Below are 15471 nucleotides of genomic sequence, written 5' to 3'. Positions count from 1 at the left end.
ACACACTACTGCACTAATAATACTATATTAATAATAAAGTAAAATCTGTATGAGGGGGTTTTTATTATAATTAATATAATTAACTATTATTGGCCACCTTTAATCCTTACGGCGGCTGATTTTTATAAATTATATATGCCTATAAAAATACATAAGAAAAATGTACAAATATAACTGTCATTTTATTTTAACCTAAAATAATAAATTAAAAATAAATTTACAAAATAGTCTTGAATATTTATTATAAGAAAGTTAATATTAGATGAAAGTTAATATTAACCTAAAAACTTTATGTTCAATATACTATTAATCAAAATAGAAAGGGAGCGATATTATGACAAATACTACTTTTAGCGGTCTTGAAATGTTGAAAATTGCCATATTAATGGAAGAAGAAGGTTATGATTTTTACATCAATGGAGCTAATTATACTAAAGGAAAAACTAAAGAATTTTTATTGGCTGCTGCCGGTCAAGAATTTATCCATAAAGAAAGGTTTACAAAACTTTTTAATGATTTAAGTACTGGTAAAGAAATGGATTCTACCTATCTATTTGATATCGAAGTAACAAAATACTTGAAAAATTTAATTGAAAATCAAGTCTTTGATAAAAAAGAGCAACCAAAGGATGCTTTCAAAGATTTAAAAGCAGCACTTACTTATTCACTTAAAACAGAACAACTTACAATAAGTATTTATACACAAATGTACGAGAAAGTATCTCAAAATGATGTTACAGGAATATTATCCACTATACTTGAAGAAGAAAAATCACATGCAGCATACTTTTCAAAATTACTTAAAGAAATAGTAGCATAGTCAAAGAAATACATGTTTAATTTTATTAATGAATATAAATATTCAAACTGTTACCTATAGTATAATCATTAAAAAAAATGTTTATACTATAGTTTTTTTTACACACTTTCTAATATCCTAGACTTCTAAATTAATTTCTACGATTTCTGGAATAGCAAAAAATCTTATAGGTAACATTCCATTACCTATGCCATTAGTTAATAATATATCTCTATTTTCCTCATGAATTATCTTCTTGCAATACATTTGACCATATTTAGAAGATGTATACGGCGCATATAATCCAAAAATTGTTACTTGCCCTCCATGAGTATGCCCTGCAAAACCCAAATCATAATTGATAACATTTTTATAATCACTGAAAAAATCTGGGTTATACGATATAGCAATAGTAAAATTATCGCTCGTTTCTTTTAATAAATTAGCTTCTGGATTTCCTTCAAGTAAATCATCCACTCCTATTAGTTCTATAGTATCGCCTCCCATACTTATCAATTCTTTCCCATTTTTAAGTATCTTAAATGAATTGGAATTAAGTTTCTTCACTAAATGATCTTTCCCCTTAAAATAGTCATGATTTCCGAGGACAGTAAAAATTCCTAACTTAGCTTTTAATTTTTTTAATACTTGTAGCTCCTTATCTAAATACTTACTTACATCACTTTTACTTTTCACTGAAACATCTAAATAATCACCTCCTATTATTATAATATCTGGCTCTATTTTATTGATTTTATTAACTATATTTATTAATCTTTTGCTGCTAAAGCCTCTTCCATAGTGCATATCCGATATAAAAATTATTTTAAAATTGTTAAATCCTTTTGGTATCTTACTATTTTTAATTTTAATTCTTCGAACTCTATAAACTTGAGCTTCAATTAAAGCCCACAATATAAAAAAAACAAATAATCCTATTAAAATATTAAATACATTAGACATAAATTTTCTCCCTTAGAATTTTATATTCCAGTCACATTAAAATATTGTGTACTATTAGTCTTACTCAATAAAAGAAGGATAACTCCTCTGCCACTATGACAGTTTGGTTGTCCTTCTTTTTATTGTAGATAGTTAAGAAGTATTATTATCTATCGTTTAATGGGACATAATTACTACTTCCCGCAACACATTTATATGCCGGTCTAATAATTTTACCATTGTTTATTATTTCCTCAAGCCTATGAGCACTCCATCCAGCTATTCTTGCTACAGCGAAGATAGGGGTGAACATTTCATCTGGTATACCAAGCATTCTGTATACAAATCCTGAATAAAAATCTACGTTAGCACTTACACCTTTATAAATCTTTCGAACACTTGCAATTACAATAGGAGCTAGTTCTTCTACCCTTGCGTAAAGGTTATATTCATCCTCTAAACCTTTTGCCTTTGCAAGTCTTCCAACGTATTTCTTAAAAATAACAGCCCTTGGATCAGATATAGAATAAACAGCATGACCCATTCCATAAATTAGTCCTGATTTGTCAAAGGCCTCTTTAGTTAATATCTTTAATAGATATTTTTCAATCTCTGCGTCATCTTTCCAATCGCTTACTTTTTCTTTCATATCTTCAAACATTTGAACAACTTTTATATTCGCACCACCATGTCTTGGCCCCTTTAAAGAACCTAGTGCAGCCGCTATTACTGAATACGTATCAGAGCCAGATGATGTTATTACATGTGTAACAAATGTGGAGTTATTACCACCGCCATGCTCTGCGTGAAGAACTAATGCAAGGTCAAGTATTGTAGCTTCAAGTTTTGTGTATTTACTATCATCACGAAGCATGTACAAAATATTCTCAGCCGTGCTTAAATCATCAAGTGGGCTACGAATAATTAAATTATTATTGTTATGATAATGTGATAACGCCTGATAACCATAAACCACCATAAGTGGGAAACACGCAATAAGCCTCATGCACTGCTCCAAAACATTACTTGGTGAAGTATCTTCTGCTTTATCGTCTATACTATAAAGTGCTAATATACTTCTTGCTAGTGAGTTCATTATATTTTTACTCGGCATTTTCAGTATCATATCTCGCACAAAATCATCAGGAAGATTTCGATATTTAGAAAGCAAATCTGTAAAATTTTTAAGTTCTCCTTTACTCGGAAGATCACTAAAAAGTAATAAATAACAAGTCTCTTCAAATCCCAAACGACTGTCTTTCAAAAATCCATCCACTAAACTTTCAATATTTATGCCTCTATATTTTAAAACACCAGGAGTTGGGATTGTCTTATTATTCTTAACTATAGAGGAATTCACTTGACTAATCTCCGTTAAACCTACAAGTACTCCACGACCATCAATATCTCTAAGCCCTCGCTTAACTTCAAATTTAACAAATAACTCTGGATCTATAAAACTGCTTAATTTTTTAGGAATTGTTTTTTTAAACTGAATCAATTTTTTATTATCCAAAATATCACCTCCCACAAAGTAGTTACTAAACTTTCTACTATACTTTTATTAATTATTACTAATCTGTTTCTGATTGTCTTTGCAACACTGCAAGTCCTGTACGGACAACTTCCTTAATTCCATAAGGCCGCATTAACTCAATGAATGAGGATACCTTTTCTTCATTTCCAGTTATCTCAATTATAATACTCTTTGCACTCATCTCTACAATATTACATTTGAATATATTTACCGTTTCTATAATAAAAGATCTAGTACTTTGATCAAGTGCAACTTTTATAAGTGCCACTTCTCTAGAGACGGATTTTTCAGGACTTAACTCTAATATTTTTATTACATCTATAAGTTTATTCAATTGTTTTACAATCTGTTCAGTGATTTGTTCATCCCCACTTACTACAATTGTCATGCGCGAAATAGTAGGATCATCCGTAATACTAACAGTTAAACTATCAATATTATAACCTCTACGTGTGAATAACCCGGCCATTTTGCTTAAAACCCCTGAATGATTTTCAACTAAAATAGATAAAATGTATTTATTCATAATTTACACTCCCTTCTATAATGTACTCTCATCTTCGCTTACAATACATTCTATCAAAAAAGCTTTATTACTTGCCATCGCTTCTTCAAGAACTCCTTTTAATTCTGAATTAGAGTTAACTCTTTTTCCACAAAGGCCATAAGATTCTACAAGTTTCACAAAATCAGGATTTTCACATAAACTCACACCGTAAGTATTTTTGTATACATTGCTTTGATACTCACGAACCATACCAAGATTTGAATTGTTAAATAATAAGAATATTATATTCAAATGATTTTGTTTTATAGTTCCAAGTTCAGACATACTCATTTGAAAACTTCCATCTCCCATTACCGCAACAACACGTCTCTTTGGAAACGCAAACTTACAGCCAACTGAGGCCGGAATCGAATACCCCATTGTTCCAAGTCCCCCACTAGTTAAAAATCTTCTGTTACCAACCATATCAAGATAATGTGAGGTCCAAATTTGATTTTGCCCCACGTCTGCAGTAATCAAAGCATCTTCTTCTATCATTTGTGATAAAAGCTCTAAAGCATATTGCGGATTTACTTTTGCGCCACTTTCCCTAATTGTAACACATTCTTTTTCCCATGTTGTTATTTGATCCCTCCACATTTTTGTATCGATTTGCATTACTCCATCAGTAAGTTCTTGCAATATTTTTTTACAATCTCCAACTACAGGAATAAGAGCACTAAGATTTTTACCTATCTCTGCTGGATCAACATCAATATGGATAATATCTGCCATTTTTCCAAAGCTCTTAGATCCACCTGTTGCTCTATCTGCAACTCTTGTACCAACAAGAATTAGAACATCGGCCTCAGATACTGCTTTATTTGCATATTTAAAACCATGTGAACCAATTAGTCCAACATTGTAAGGATATTTTGATGGAATTCCATCCTTACCCATTAATGTGTGTACCATGGGAATCTTAGATTTTTCTATGAATTTTATTAACTCCTGTTCAGCCTTGGCGGACATAACTCCCCCTCCCACACAAATAAGAGGCTTACGGCTATTTTTAATCTTTTCTAATGCTTTTTTAATTTGCCTTTTATTCCCATTAACAGTAGGTTTGTAGCCTCTTATACTAATTTCACTTGGATATTCGAATTCTATTTCCGTATTTTGTATATCTAGTGGTATATCAACAAGTACTGGACCTGGTCTCCCAGTTTTTGCTATATAAAACGCCTCTTTCATAATTCTTGGTATATCTTTTGCATCCTTAACTAAATAACTATGTTTTGTGAAAGAGTCTGTTGCTCCAATTATATCCGCTTCTTGAAAAACATCTTTTCCAATTAGGTCTGTTCTAACTTGCCCAGTTATTGCAATCATTGGTATAGAGTCTGCATAGGCAGTTGCAATGCCCGTTATAAGATTAATAGCACCAGGTCCTGAAGTTGCAATACATACTCCTATAGACCTTGTTGCCCTAGCATACCCACTAGCACTATGTCCTGACGCCTGTTCATGTCTTACCAATATATGCTGTATATCTGACTTCCTTAATGCTTCATATAAAGGAGCAACTGGAACCCCCGGATAACCAAACACTATTTTCACCTTTTCTTCTTGTAAACATTGAATTATTGCCTCGGCAGCTTTCATTTTTGTACCCCCTTTAATTTTATATAAATTAGAAATTTGAGTATAAAAAAAAGACCTCATCCCATTGGGGCGAAAAGTCTATCGCGGTACCACCCATTTTTTTATCTTCGTTTTATAACGGTGTATAATTAATATATACCGGCACGGCTTACCTATATGATTTATATATAATATATAAACCATATAATTTCAGCTTACAACTCAAGGGTGAGTTTCAACATTAACCATTTATGGGTTTACACCGTCCCCACTCTCTAAGAATATGAAGAATGTCTACTTTCCCTATCACAGTTTTCACAATATTCAAATTTATTTCCATGTTTTAGAATAGTATACTTTATGACCTTTTTTTTGTCAATATTTTTTTAAATATTTTAAAGTTTATGTAAACAATCATCGATTTTCTATTACCTTCCATTTTCTATAATTGAATAAATTAACTGAGGTATATTTTTTAAAGATGATTGTTTAATAACACCGCCAATGTCAAAAGCTACCTTTGGCATTCCGTAGACAACACTTGACTTTTCATCTTGACCTATAGTATAAGCCCCTCTTTGCTTCATTTTCATAAGACCTTTTGCCCCATCATAGCCCATTCCCGTTAGAATAACTCCAATGGCTGCACTTCCTGCTTTCTCTGCAACTGAATTAAATAATACATCTACTGATGGGCAATGTCCATTCACCTTATCACCAGTAGAACATTCCACGTAATAATTATTTCCACGACGCATTAATTCCATATGTCTATCTCCTGGTGCAATAAGAATTTTCCCTGGAAGAACGATATCACCAGTTTCAGCTTCCTTAACATCCATTAGGCAAAGATTATTTAACCTATCAGCATACATTTTTGTAAATACAGGAGGCATATGCTGTGTTATTAAAATACCAGGCATATCTATAGGGAATCCCTTAACTACTTCAAGAATAGCTTGTGTTCCACCTGTAGATGCGCCAATAGCAATTATTGTATCACTGCTTCTTGATCTTATTTTATCAGTATGCCTCTTATTTATAATGTCTTTTTTGATATTTCCTACCTTAGCCATTGAAGCGATTTTTATTTTTATAATTAACTCATTTATAAAAACTTCCTTACTACTACCATTTATTGAGTTAATCTTTGTAACAAAATCTACTGCACCAGCATTCAAAGCATCAAAAACATTATCACTTACGGCACTTACTACCACAACTGGTATAGGATATTGAGGTATAAGCCTTTTCAAAAATTCAATACCATTCATCTTTGGCATCTCTACATCTAAAGTCATAACATCCGGCTCAAGCTCTATTATTTTATCCCTTGCTTCGAATGCATCCCCTGCAGTTCCAACTACTTCTATACTCCTATCTGCACCTATTCCTCTAGCTATCGTTTCTCTAAAAAGTAGTGAATCATCGACAACTAACACCCTTATTTTTTTTAATATACTCATTCTTACCTATCCTTTCCTATAAACAGCTGGCATGATATATTTATAATTAGTTTCATTTTTATTTACGGATTCAGAATGGCCTAAAAAAAGATAACCACCTATTTCAGTCATATCATAAAATTTCTTTATTAATTCCATCTTTGTTTTTGGCTCAAAATATATCATTACATTTCTACAAAATATAACATGAAACTTTTTTTTAAACGGAAAAATTTCAGTCATCAAATTAAAATTTCTATATATTACTTCATTTTTTATTTCCTGTCCAATCTGATAATTTTCATCATCAACTTTACTAAAATATTTAAGTCTCCAATATTTAGGTATTGTATCTACAGCATCCTTTGAATAAAGACCCATTTGTGCTACTTCTAGTACCTTTTGGGAAATATCCGTAGCCAGTACTTTAGTATTCCACATAGGCTTTTGATTCCCAAAATAATCTGCAATTATCATGGCTAGGGTATATGGCTCCTCCCCACTAGAACATCCTGCACTCCATATTCTTAAATCTTTATTTCTACAAGTTGACTCTAAGTAATGCATAACAGTATCCCTAAAATAATTAAAATGCTCGACTTCTCTCATAAAATAAGTATGATTGGTAGTTAACTTGTTTATAAGTTGATTAATTTCATTTCCTGAGGGATCATTAAAAACGAATTGTAGGTAATCCGAAAAATTAGTGAACCCTTTTTCTATAATCATATTGCTAAGGCGACCCTCTATAAGAAGTTTTTTTTCTGTAAGATTGATTCCATAATTTGCTTTCATATAACCTGTAAGTTCTTTAAATTCACTTTCCTTTAACTTTATCATAATATCACCTTTATTTTTATTAAAAACCATGGTCTATATTAGAACTACAAACCATGGCCTTAATATATTTTTAGTATTTACCAAAATCACTGTTGCTAAGAGATATTCTAGGTTTATCTTTAGTTGCTGCTACCTCAGAATGTGCTAGCGATTTGTTTTTAGAAGAATTTATATTTTTCTGAGATTTTAAAGCTACTTCACTATAAGATGTCAAATCACTTCTTTTTAACCTAAACTTCCCTACCATATTTTTAAGCATAGATGCCTGACTTGAAAGTTCTTCGCTAGCTGCTGCACTTTGCTCTGCAGTTGCCGAATTTGTTTGAACAACATCTGAAACTTGTTCTATGCCCTTATTGATTTGGTATATTGCAGTTGCCTGTTCATTTGAAGCTGCTGCAATCTCTCCAACTAGAGTTGCAGCTTTTGATACCCCTATCACTATCTCATTAAGAGATTCCGCAGTGTTATTTGCAATTTTAGTTCCAAACTCAACTTTCTTAATAGACCCTTCAATTAAATCTGCAGTTTGCTTAGCTGCATTAGTGCTTCTTGCTGCAAGATTTCTTACTTCCTCCGCAACTACCGCAAACCCTTTCCCATGTTGCCCTGCTCTTGCAGCTTCCACTGCAGCGTTTAACGCTAACATATTAGTTTGGAATGCAATATCATCAATAACCTTAATTATTTTGGATATATTAGAAGATGACTCATTTATATCCTCCATAGATTTAAGCATTTCTTTCATATGAGAATTCCCAAGCACAGCTCCATCCTTAGCATTAAGTGCAAGTTCGTTTGCTTGGCTAGCACTTACTGCATTTTGCTTAGTCTGAGCCGCTACCTGCGTTATAGATGCAGTTAATTCTTCTATAGAACTTGCTTGCTCTGTTGTTCCCTGAGACAATGCCTGGCTTCCATCTGAAACTTGGTTTGATCCTGCTGATACTTGGTCTGCAGCATTATTTATTTCCGTAAATACTTCATTAAAAGATTGAACTATAAGGTTTAATGCATCCTTAATTTGTGCAAAATCACCTTTATATTCATTGTTTATTGATAACTTAAGATTAGAATTAGACATTTCATCTAAAACCTGTGAAATTTCAGTTACATAAGATGATAAAGAATTTATAGTGTCATTTAATGCATTTTTGATATCCGCATGATCCCCTTTGTAATCACCCTTCATACTTACCTTTAAGTTACCATTTGCCATTTCCTGAAGCACTGATGATGCTTCTTTAATAGGTTCTATAACGGCATCTAATATATTATTTATACCTTCGACTATGTTTTTATATCCTCCGTTAAAGTTCTGAGCATCTCCTCTTGTAGATAATTTTCCCTCAACACATGACTTTGTTAACATATTTGTTTCTTTTTCAAGATTGTTAACCGCAGAAACAACTAGAATTAAGCTTTTTGCAAGTACATCTTTATCAGATTTAGGACTTATCTCTACATTAAAATCTCCTTTAGATATACTCTCTGCACTTGCTGCATTTTCGCGTATATTCTCAACCATTTTCTTAAACGAAGCCATTAAGGTCCCTGTCTCATCCTTTGATGATTCAGTGATCTCTATATCAACATCACCAATTGCAATTCTATTCGCATAATCAACTAACTTCTTTATTGGTTTAGTAATAGTTCTTGCTATTATTACTCCTAACCCAATAGCAAGTGTCGCTCCAAGTATTATAAGTATTAGCATTAACCTTATTGAACTGTTTGCAGTAGCTGTATTTGAATCAGAAGCTGTTTTTGCAAGAGCAACCTTCGCTTCTGACATTTTTTTCATATTTTGTGCAAGCAAATCATTTGCTTTTACACCTGCACTATTCATCAAAACTATTGCCTCAGCATCTTTGTTTTGTTTTGCAAGTAATATCACATCAGCTGCTACTTTCTCATAAGCGAGTACAGAATCATCAGTATTTTTTATAAGTTCTTTACCCTCTGCAGTTATGGTACTTGTTTTAAATTCATTAGATTCTTTAGTGAAACTTGCATTATTGTCGTTTATTTGTCTCTCAAACTCCAGCATATCTTTTTCATTAGACGACATAATCATATCTCTCAAATTTGACCTAGTATTTTGAAAAACATGATTCATATTGTAAAGATTACTCATGGGAACTGTCATTTTTTCATACATTTCAGTATCCTTGTTCGATATAGTATTTAAATTAATAATACCTGTTATTCCAATTATTATAGCGATAATTGCCACCATAAAAAACCCACATAATATTTTTGTGCCTATTTTAAAATTGTTAAATAACTTCATTATTATTCCCCCTATTATACAGTTTCAATAATTTTGTCTAATTCTTCATCATTAAGTAACTTATCACAATCGAGCAGAAGCTTAACTTCATTTCCTACTTTCCCTATTCCTCTAACATATCGATTATGAAAACCTGTTTTCATTTGTGGTGGTGGAACAATATCACTATCATCTATATTAATTACCTCAGCGACATTATCCACAATAAGTCCAACAACAGTTTCCTTAATATTAATTACAACTATGCATGTCCTATCATTATAATCTTTGGGCTCTTTTCTAAATCTAAGTCTTACATCAATAACTGGTATAATCTTTCCACGAAGATTTATAATTCCTTTTACATAATCAGGTAATTCAGGTACCTCTGTTATTTCCTGTATACCAATTATTTCTGTTACAAACTTAATTTCAATACCGTAAGACTCTTTACCAACAGAAAATGTTAAAAATTTTCCTTTTTGAGTATCCTCAGCTGTTTCCATAATTTCTTCTAAAATTTCTGCCATTTTTTTAACCACCTTTTTTTATTTTATCTATCTAAAATTCCATTTACATCTATAATAAGGCTTATATTACCATCGCCCAAGATTGTACATCCCGCAATTCCTTTAGCTTTCTTAATATAAGTGGGTAGTGCCTTAACTACTACCTGCTGTTCTCCAATTAATGAATCCACAAACAAACAAGCCGATTTTGTATTATCTTCAATTAGGACCATTATCCCATTGATTGATGATGTTACTTTTGTATTTATGTCGAATATTCTATGAAGTCTATATATGGGGTATGCTTCTCCTCTTATCATTATCATTTCATTTCCATCACTATCTGCAATTACTTCATTCTCTTTTGGCTTAAATGACTCTTTGATAGATGTAATAGGTATTGTATATTTGGAATTTCCAACTGCTACCTCAAGTCCATCGATTATTGCGAGTGTTAAAGGGATTTTAATTGATATTATGCTTTTACGTCCCATCACACTTTCAATTGAAATGGATCCGCCAATACTATCAATATTTTTTTTGACAACATCCATACCAACTCCACGCCCTGAGTATTCTGTAACACTTTCATTAGTAGAGAATCCAGGTAATAAAATATTCGAGAAAATTTCTTTATCCGTTAATTCATCCTCAGGTCTTGTAACTAATCCTTGAAGTTTAGCCTTTTCATATATTTTACTTTTGTCAAGACCACGTCCGTCATCACTAACAATTATAAATACATCACCGCCAGCATTTTTCGCCTCTAATGTTATTTTCCCAATAGAAGGTTTTCCAGAGGCTATTCTTTCCGCTTTATCTTCTATGCCATGATCTAATGAATTCCGAACTAGATGCATTAATGGATCTGATATATGATCTATTATGTTTTTATCAACCTCTGTCTCCTCACCTATAATTTCAAGTTCAACATCTTTATTTAATTTTTTACTCATATCTCTTACTATTCTATTCATTTTGTGAAAAGTCATAGAGACTGGTACCATTCGTATTGACATTACAACATCTTGTAATTCATTAGTAAGTTTTCTAAGTTGCCTAGACGCTTTATTAAAACTATCTAGGGAAAGGCCCTCTAAATCAGGATTTTTTGTAACCATTGCTTCTGATATAACAATTTCACCAACTAAATCTAAAAGCATATCCAATTTAGAAATATTTACACTTATTATACTTTGCTGTTTTGATACTTTAGCAACATGCTCAACTTCTTTATTTGTATCCACTTTTTCTACTTGTTCTATTTGAATAGATTCTTCTTGAATAAATTCTTTATCGCTCAAAAGCTCTATATTCTCTAAAGGCCCTTCAAGTTGAATTATGCTTTTCGCTTTTACCTTTTTAATTTCTTCTGGATATTCTTCCACTTGAAGAAGTTCCAAATCTCTTAAGAAAATAATTTCATTTAGTTTTTCTGCAATTTTCTCCTGCTCTATAGAAGTAGCAAATCCTATTAAAAAACCATTTTTACGGATAGCTTCTACACTTTCATTACTCTCTATTATATCTTCAGGAATGTAGTACATTTCTGATACTATATCCTTAAGATTATGAATTACAGTATATGCGCGTACATTTTCCATTTCACAACCATCTTCATAAAAAATTCTTACAGTGTATTTCTGTTTAGCCTCTAAATCCTGATTTGCATAAGTACCTATATAAAATTTAGTATCTTCCTTTGGCTGTGGTAATACCTCTTCTAAAGTAACGCTATTAGCTTCTTTCATAACAGTTAGAAGATTTGAACTTTTTAGCACCAATTCTTCACTGGGTCCATCAGCAGCCTCATCATTATCAATCTTTAAGACCTCACCTTTTATAAAATCAATACCTAAAAGCACCAAATCAAACAAGCTTTCAAAATCTATATTTACTGCTTTATTTTCCCTAATAAAATAAAATAAATCCTCCATTGAATGTGCTAAAACAGATATATTATTAAACATCATCATAGCTGATGAACTCTTTATGGTATGCATTATTCTAAAGATTTCATTTATATGTTCTGTATCAATACTTTTATTTTTTTCACATTTAATACTAATCTCTTCAAGCTGCTCCATCAGTTGAGTAGCTTCAAAAAGATATATTTCAAGCATTGGTTCTCTAGTTGTTTCATCATTTGACATAAACGTCACCTCATCATTTGTTTAGATTATTGTATAACTCTTTAAATTAATATTTTCCAAACTCCTCATTACTCAATGATATTTTAGGTTTGTTTTTAGTTGCTGCAACCTCCTCATAATCAAATGATTTGTTTTTAAACCGAGTTTGATTCTTTCGTGATCCTAAAGATACCTCATTATAATGTGAAGTCGTGCCTCTTTTTAAGTTGAATTTCCCTACCATGCTCTTAAGTAATGAAGCTTGGCTTGATAATTCCTCACTAGATGCGGCGCTTTCTTCTGCAGTTGCCGAATTAGTTTGAACAACATCTGAAACTTGCTCTATGCCCTTATTTATCTGATATATCGCAGTTGCTTGCTCATTTGAAGCCGCTGCTATTTCCCCAACTAAAGTAGCCGCCTTAGATACACCTACAACTATTTCATCAAGAGATTCTGCAGTATCATTAGCAATTTTTGTTCCATCCTCCACTTTCTTAATAGACCCTTCAATTAAGTCTGCAGTTTCCTTAGCTGCATTAGTACTTCTTGCTGCAAGATTTCTTACTTCCTCGGCAACAACCGCAAACCCTTTACCATGTTGTCCTGCTCTTGCTGCTTCAACTGCAGCGTTTAATGCTAACATATTAGTTTGAAAAGCAATATCATCAATAACTTTAATTATTTTTGAAATATTAGAGGATGACTCGTTTATATCCCCCATAGATTTAAGCAGCTCTTTCATATGAGAATTTCCAAGTACTGCTCCTTCTTTAGCATTAAGTGCTAGTTCATTTGCTTGACTAGCATTAACTGCATTTTGTTTAGTCTGAGCTGCTACCTGTGTTATCGAAGCCGTTAATTCTTCTATGGAGCTTGCTTGCTCTGTAGTTCCCTGTGATAATGCCTGACTACCATCAGATACTTGATTAGACCCTGATAAGACTTCATCTGATGCGTCAGTAATACTTCCTAATAGTTCATTAAAAGCCTCTAAAGTATGGTTGAGAGAATCCTTTATGACTAAATAACTACCTTGATAATTACCAGTCATACTAATAGTTAAGTCTCCATTTGCCATTTTCTTTAATACATCTGCTGATTCATTAATTGGATCTTCCATAGCATCCAGTGCCTTATTAAATCCATCTATAACTTCGCGATATCCACCCTTAAATTTTGAAATATCCCCTCTTGTCTCAAGATCACCTCTTGATGCGCAATCTGCTATCATGCTTGCTTCTGCTACAAGATCTTGAATTGTTGACATCATTACTATCATTGAAGGCATTAATTCATCATTCTCAGACCTTTTACCAACACTTCTAAGTCCTTCAAGCCCTTTTATATCGCCCACAGATATTTCCACTAACAATTTTACTACAGCTGAAATTCTAGCATGAACAGAATTAATATCTTCTGCAAAGTCCTTCATAGCACCTTTATAAGAGCCCGTCATACTCATAGTATGGTCATTTAATGCCATCTTTGCTAATACTATTCTAGATTCATTAATTGGCTCAGTAATTGTATCAAGAGTACTATTTACTCCTTCTACTACTTTTCTGTAATCTCCACTGTGTTTAGATATGTCTGCCCTTGTATCTAGATTACCTAATACTGCTGCATCTGCTAGCATATTTACATCACTTGTAAGTGATTTTATAGCTACAATGATTTTACTAAATGATCTTGCTAAATCCCCAACTTCATCCTTAGTATTTATATCTACCTCAACATTTAAATTACCTTCTGAAATATTATCAGCTGCTACCAGTAGCTTTTTAATTGAATTTCCTATTATCCTTGATATAAAATACCCAAGTAATAGCGAAGCGATTACTGACAATACTACAATAATAATAAGTATTACTATTATTCGATTTGATGAATTTTGTGCATCCTTAGTTAGTTGACTTCCAATTGTTAAATTTTGCTCTATATTGTCATCAATATTTTTTGATGCTATTTCCCCGAGTGATCCAGCTTCACTCTTTAATAATATATAAGCTTGTGCATTCTTATTATTAATAGCTAATGTTATAACCTTATCCCGAGAAGTGTTATAATCACTTATTGATTTTTCTAATTTATTATAACCTAAAAGTTCTTCTGGCAATTGCACCGTTTTTTTAAGCTCTGCCATATATTTCACTATTGTTTCATCGTTTGCAACTATTTGATCTTGATATTTTTTATAATTAGTATCTTTAGTTTCTATTATAAGATCCCTTGCGACTGTTCTAGTTTTTTGAAATGCCTCAGCTATAAACCCTAATTCACCTTGTGAATTTCCATAGTTAGTTATGATATTTTCCGATTTTTTTTGTGTTGCCACAAGGCTAAAGATGCCAACAATACCTATTACCCCTGCAAGTACTGCAACTATAATAAATCCAAGCGTTAACTTTTTACTAAGTTTCATATTATAAAACCATTTCATAATTTGTTCCCCCTTAATTATCCAGTTTGTGAAATTTTTCACTTTTAAATGTTGATAATTCTATTAGAATTTACTAAAAGCTTTTGTTATTGTTTCCTGAGTAAACGGTTTTATTACAAAACCCATTGCACCTGAAATTATAGCTTCTCTAACAATCGACTCTTGTCCCATAGCAGAAATCATAATAACTTTAGCATTTTTATCAACTGCCTTTATATTCTTTAATGCGGCAAGTCCATCCATTATTGGCATTGTAATATCAAGGGTTATGATATCCGGTTTAAGAATCTTATATTTTTCTATCGCTACTAATCCGTTTTCAGCCTCTCCAACTATTTCAAATCCACACTTTTCAAGCATACTTTTCAATGACATCCTCATAAATGTTGCATCATCTGTAATTAAAACTCTCTTCATAAAC

The 15471-nt window shown here is 32.0% G+C and carries 12 protein-coding genes and 1 other annotated feature; of the genes, 1 reads left to right on the top strand and 11 read right to left on the bottom strand.

The window, feature by feature from the left end; all coding sequences use genetic code 11:
• Nucleotides 1-334 precede the first annotated feature (334 nt).
• Nucleotides 335-820 carry a ferritin family protein gene (locus A7L45_RS09545; protein WP_071612561.1) on the top strand — a complete coding sequence of 162 codons (486 nt, stop codon included), beginning with the start codon at nucleotides 335-337 and terminating at the stop codon, nucleotides 818-820.
• A 117-nt stretch (nucleotides 821-937) separates the two neighbouring features.
• On the opposite strand, the gene A7L45_RS09540 is transcribed toward A7L45_RS09545, so the two are convergent.
• The 11 genes from A7L45_RS09540 to A7L45_RS09480 all read right to left on the bottom strand — a co-directional run bounded on the left by A7L45_RS09540 (nucleotide 938) and on the right by A7L45_RS09480 (nucleotide 15467).
• Nucleotides 938-1762, bottom strand: a complete 825-nt coding sequence (locus A7L45_RS09540) for a metallophosphoesterase (protein ID WP_071612560.1) — start codon at nucleotides 1760-1762, stop codon at nucleotides 938-940.
• A gap of 145 nt (nucleotides 1763-1907) precedes the next feature.
• Nucleotides 1908-3257, bottom strand: coding sequence for a citrate/2-methylcitrate synthase (locus A7L45_RS09535; RefSeq protein ID WP_071612559.1), 1350 nt, complete (start codon nucleotides 3255-3257; stop codon nucleotides 1908-1910).
• A 58-nt stretch (nucleotides 3258-3315) separates the two neighbouring features.
• Nucleotides 3316-3804 carry an acetolactate synthase small subunit gene (gene ilvN, locus A7L45_RS09530; protein ID WP_071612558.1) on the bottom strand — a complete coding sequence of 163 codons (489 nt, stop codon included), beginning with the start codon at nucleotides 3802-3804 and terminating at the stop codon, nucleotides 3316-3318.
• Nucleotides 3805-3819: 15 nt separating this feature from the next.
• The gene (gene ilvB / locus A7L45_RS09525; protein WP_071612557.1) at nucleotides 3820-5430 is read right to left on the bottom strand and encodes a biosynthetic-type acetolactate synthase large subunit; all 1611 of its coding nucleotides are present in this window, start codon (nucleotides 5428-5430) and stop codon (nucleotides 3820-3822) included.
• 62 nt (nucleotides 5431-5492) lie between these two features.
• Nucleotides 5493-5728 (bottom strand) — a binding site (T-box leader).
• Between the two features lie 109 nt (nucleotides 5729-5837).
• Nucleotides 5838-6875, bottom strand: coding sequence for a protein-glutamate methylesterase/protein-glutamine glutaminase (locus tag A7L45_RS09520; protein ID WP_071612556.1), 1038 nt, complete (start codon nucleotides 6873-6875; stop codon nucleotides 5838-5840).
• Between the two features lie 6 nt (nucleotides 6876-6881).
• Nucleotides 6882-7694: a CheR family methyltransferase gene (locus tag A7L45_RS09515; protein ID WP_071612555.1), complete on the bottom strand. Its 813-nt coding sequence runs from the start codon at nucleotides 7692-7694 to the stop codon at nucleotides 6882-6884.
• Nucleotides 7695-7764: 70 nt separating this feature from the next.
• The gene (locus A7L45_RS09510; RefSeq protein ID WP_071612554.1) at nucleotides 7765-9987 is read right to left on the bottom strand and encodes a methyl-accepting chemotaxis protein; all 2223 of its coding nucleotides are present in this window, start codon (nucleotides 9985-9987) and stop codon (nucleotides 7765-7767) included.
• A gap of 14 nt (nucleotides 9988-10001) precedes the next feature.
• Nucleotides 10002-10496 (bottom strand): chemotaxis protein CheW, encoded by a 495-nt coding sequence (locus A7L45_RS09505; RefSeq protein WP_071612553.1) that lies wholly within the window; start codon nucleotides 10494-10496, stop codon nucleotides 10002-10004.
• Nucleotides 10497-10519: 23 nt separating this feature from the next.
• On the bottom strand, nucleotides 10520-12628 hold the full coding sequence (locus A7L45_RS09500; RefSeq protein ID WP_071612552.1) for a chemotaxis protein CheA: 2109 nt from the start codon (nucleotides 12626-12628) through the stop codon (nucleotides 10520-10522).
• Between the two features lie 46 nt (nucleotides 12629-12674).
• On the bottom strand, nucleotides 12675-15050 hold the full coding sequence (locus tag A7L45_RS09495; protein ID WP_076605248.1) for a methyl-accepting chemotaxis protein: 2376 nt from the start codon (nucleotides 15048-15050) through the stop codon (nucleotides 12675-12677).
• Between the two features lie 63 nt (nucleotides 15051-15113).
• The gene (locus A7L45_RS09480) at nucleotides 15114-15467 is read right to left on the bottom strand and encodes a response regulator (RefSeq protein ID WP_071612551.1); all 354 of its coding nucleotides are present in this window, start codon (nucleotides 15465-15467) and stop codon (nucleotides 15114-15116) included.
• Nucleotides 15468-15471: the final 4 nt, after the last annotated feature.

Source organism: Clostridium estertheticum subsp. estertheticum (assembly GCF_001877035.1).
GTDB lineage: Bacteria > Bacillota > Clostridia > Clostridiales > Clostridiaceae > Clostridium_AD > Clostridium_AD estertheticum.
Note: the sequence above shows the minus strand (reverse complement) of the source record. Positions and strands in the feature narration are given on the sequence as shown.

Bases quoted from the DNA above. Each gene is read 5' to 3' on its own strand.
- ilvN (WP_071612558.1), bottom strand. From the start codon at position 3,804: ATGAATAAATACATTTTATCTATTTTAGTTGAAAATCATTCAGGGGTT.
- A7L45_RS09500 (WP_071612552.1), bottom strand. From the start codon at position 12,628: ATGTCAAATGATGAAACAACTAGAGAACCAATGCTTGAAATATATCTT.
- A7L45_RS09505 (WP_071612553.1), bottom strand. From the start codon at position 10,496: ATGGCAGAAATTTTAGAAGAAATTATGGAAACAGCTGAGGATACTCAA.
- ilvB (WP_071612557.1), bottom strand. From the start codon at position 5,430: ATGAAAGCTGCCGAGGCAATAATTCAATGTTTACAAGAAGAAAAGGTG.
- A7L45_RS09540 (WP_071612560.1), bottom strand. From the start codon at position 1,762: ATGTCTAATGTATTTAATATTTTAATAGGATTATTTGTTTTTTTTATA.
- A7L45_RS09545 (WP_071612561.1), top strand. From the start codon at position 335: ATGACAAATACTACTTTTAGCGGTCTTGAAATGTTGAAAATTGCCATA.
- A7L45_RS09480 (WP_071612551.1), bottom strand. From the start codon at position 15,467: ATGAAGAGAGTTTTAATTACAGATGATGCAACATTTATGAGGATGTCA.
- A7L45_RS09520 (WP_071612556.1), bottom strand. From the start codon at position 6,875: ATGAGTATATTAAAAAAAATAAGGGTGTTAGTTGTCGATGATTCACTA.
- A7L45_RS09515 (WP_071612555.1), bottom strand. From the start codon at position 7,694: ATGATAAAGTTAAAGGAAAGTGAATTTAAAGAACTTACAGGTTATATG.
- A7L45_RS09510 (WP_071612554.1), bottom strand. From the start codon at position 9,987: ATGAAGTTATTTAACAATTTTAAAATAGGCACAAAAATATTATGTGGG.
- A7L45_RS09495 (WP_076605248.1), bottom strand. From the start codon at position 15,050: ATGAAATGGTTTTATAATATGAAACTTAGTAAAAAGTTAACGCTTGGA.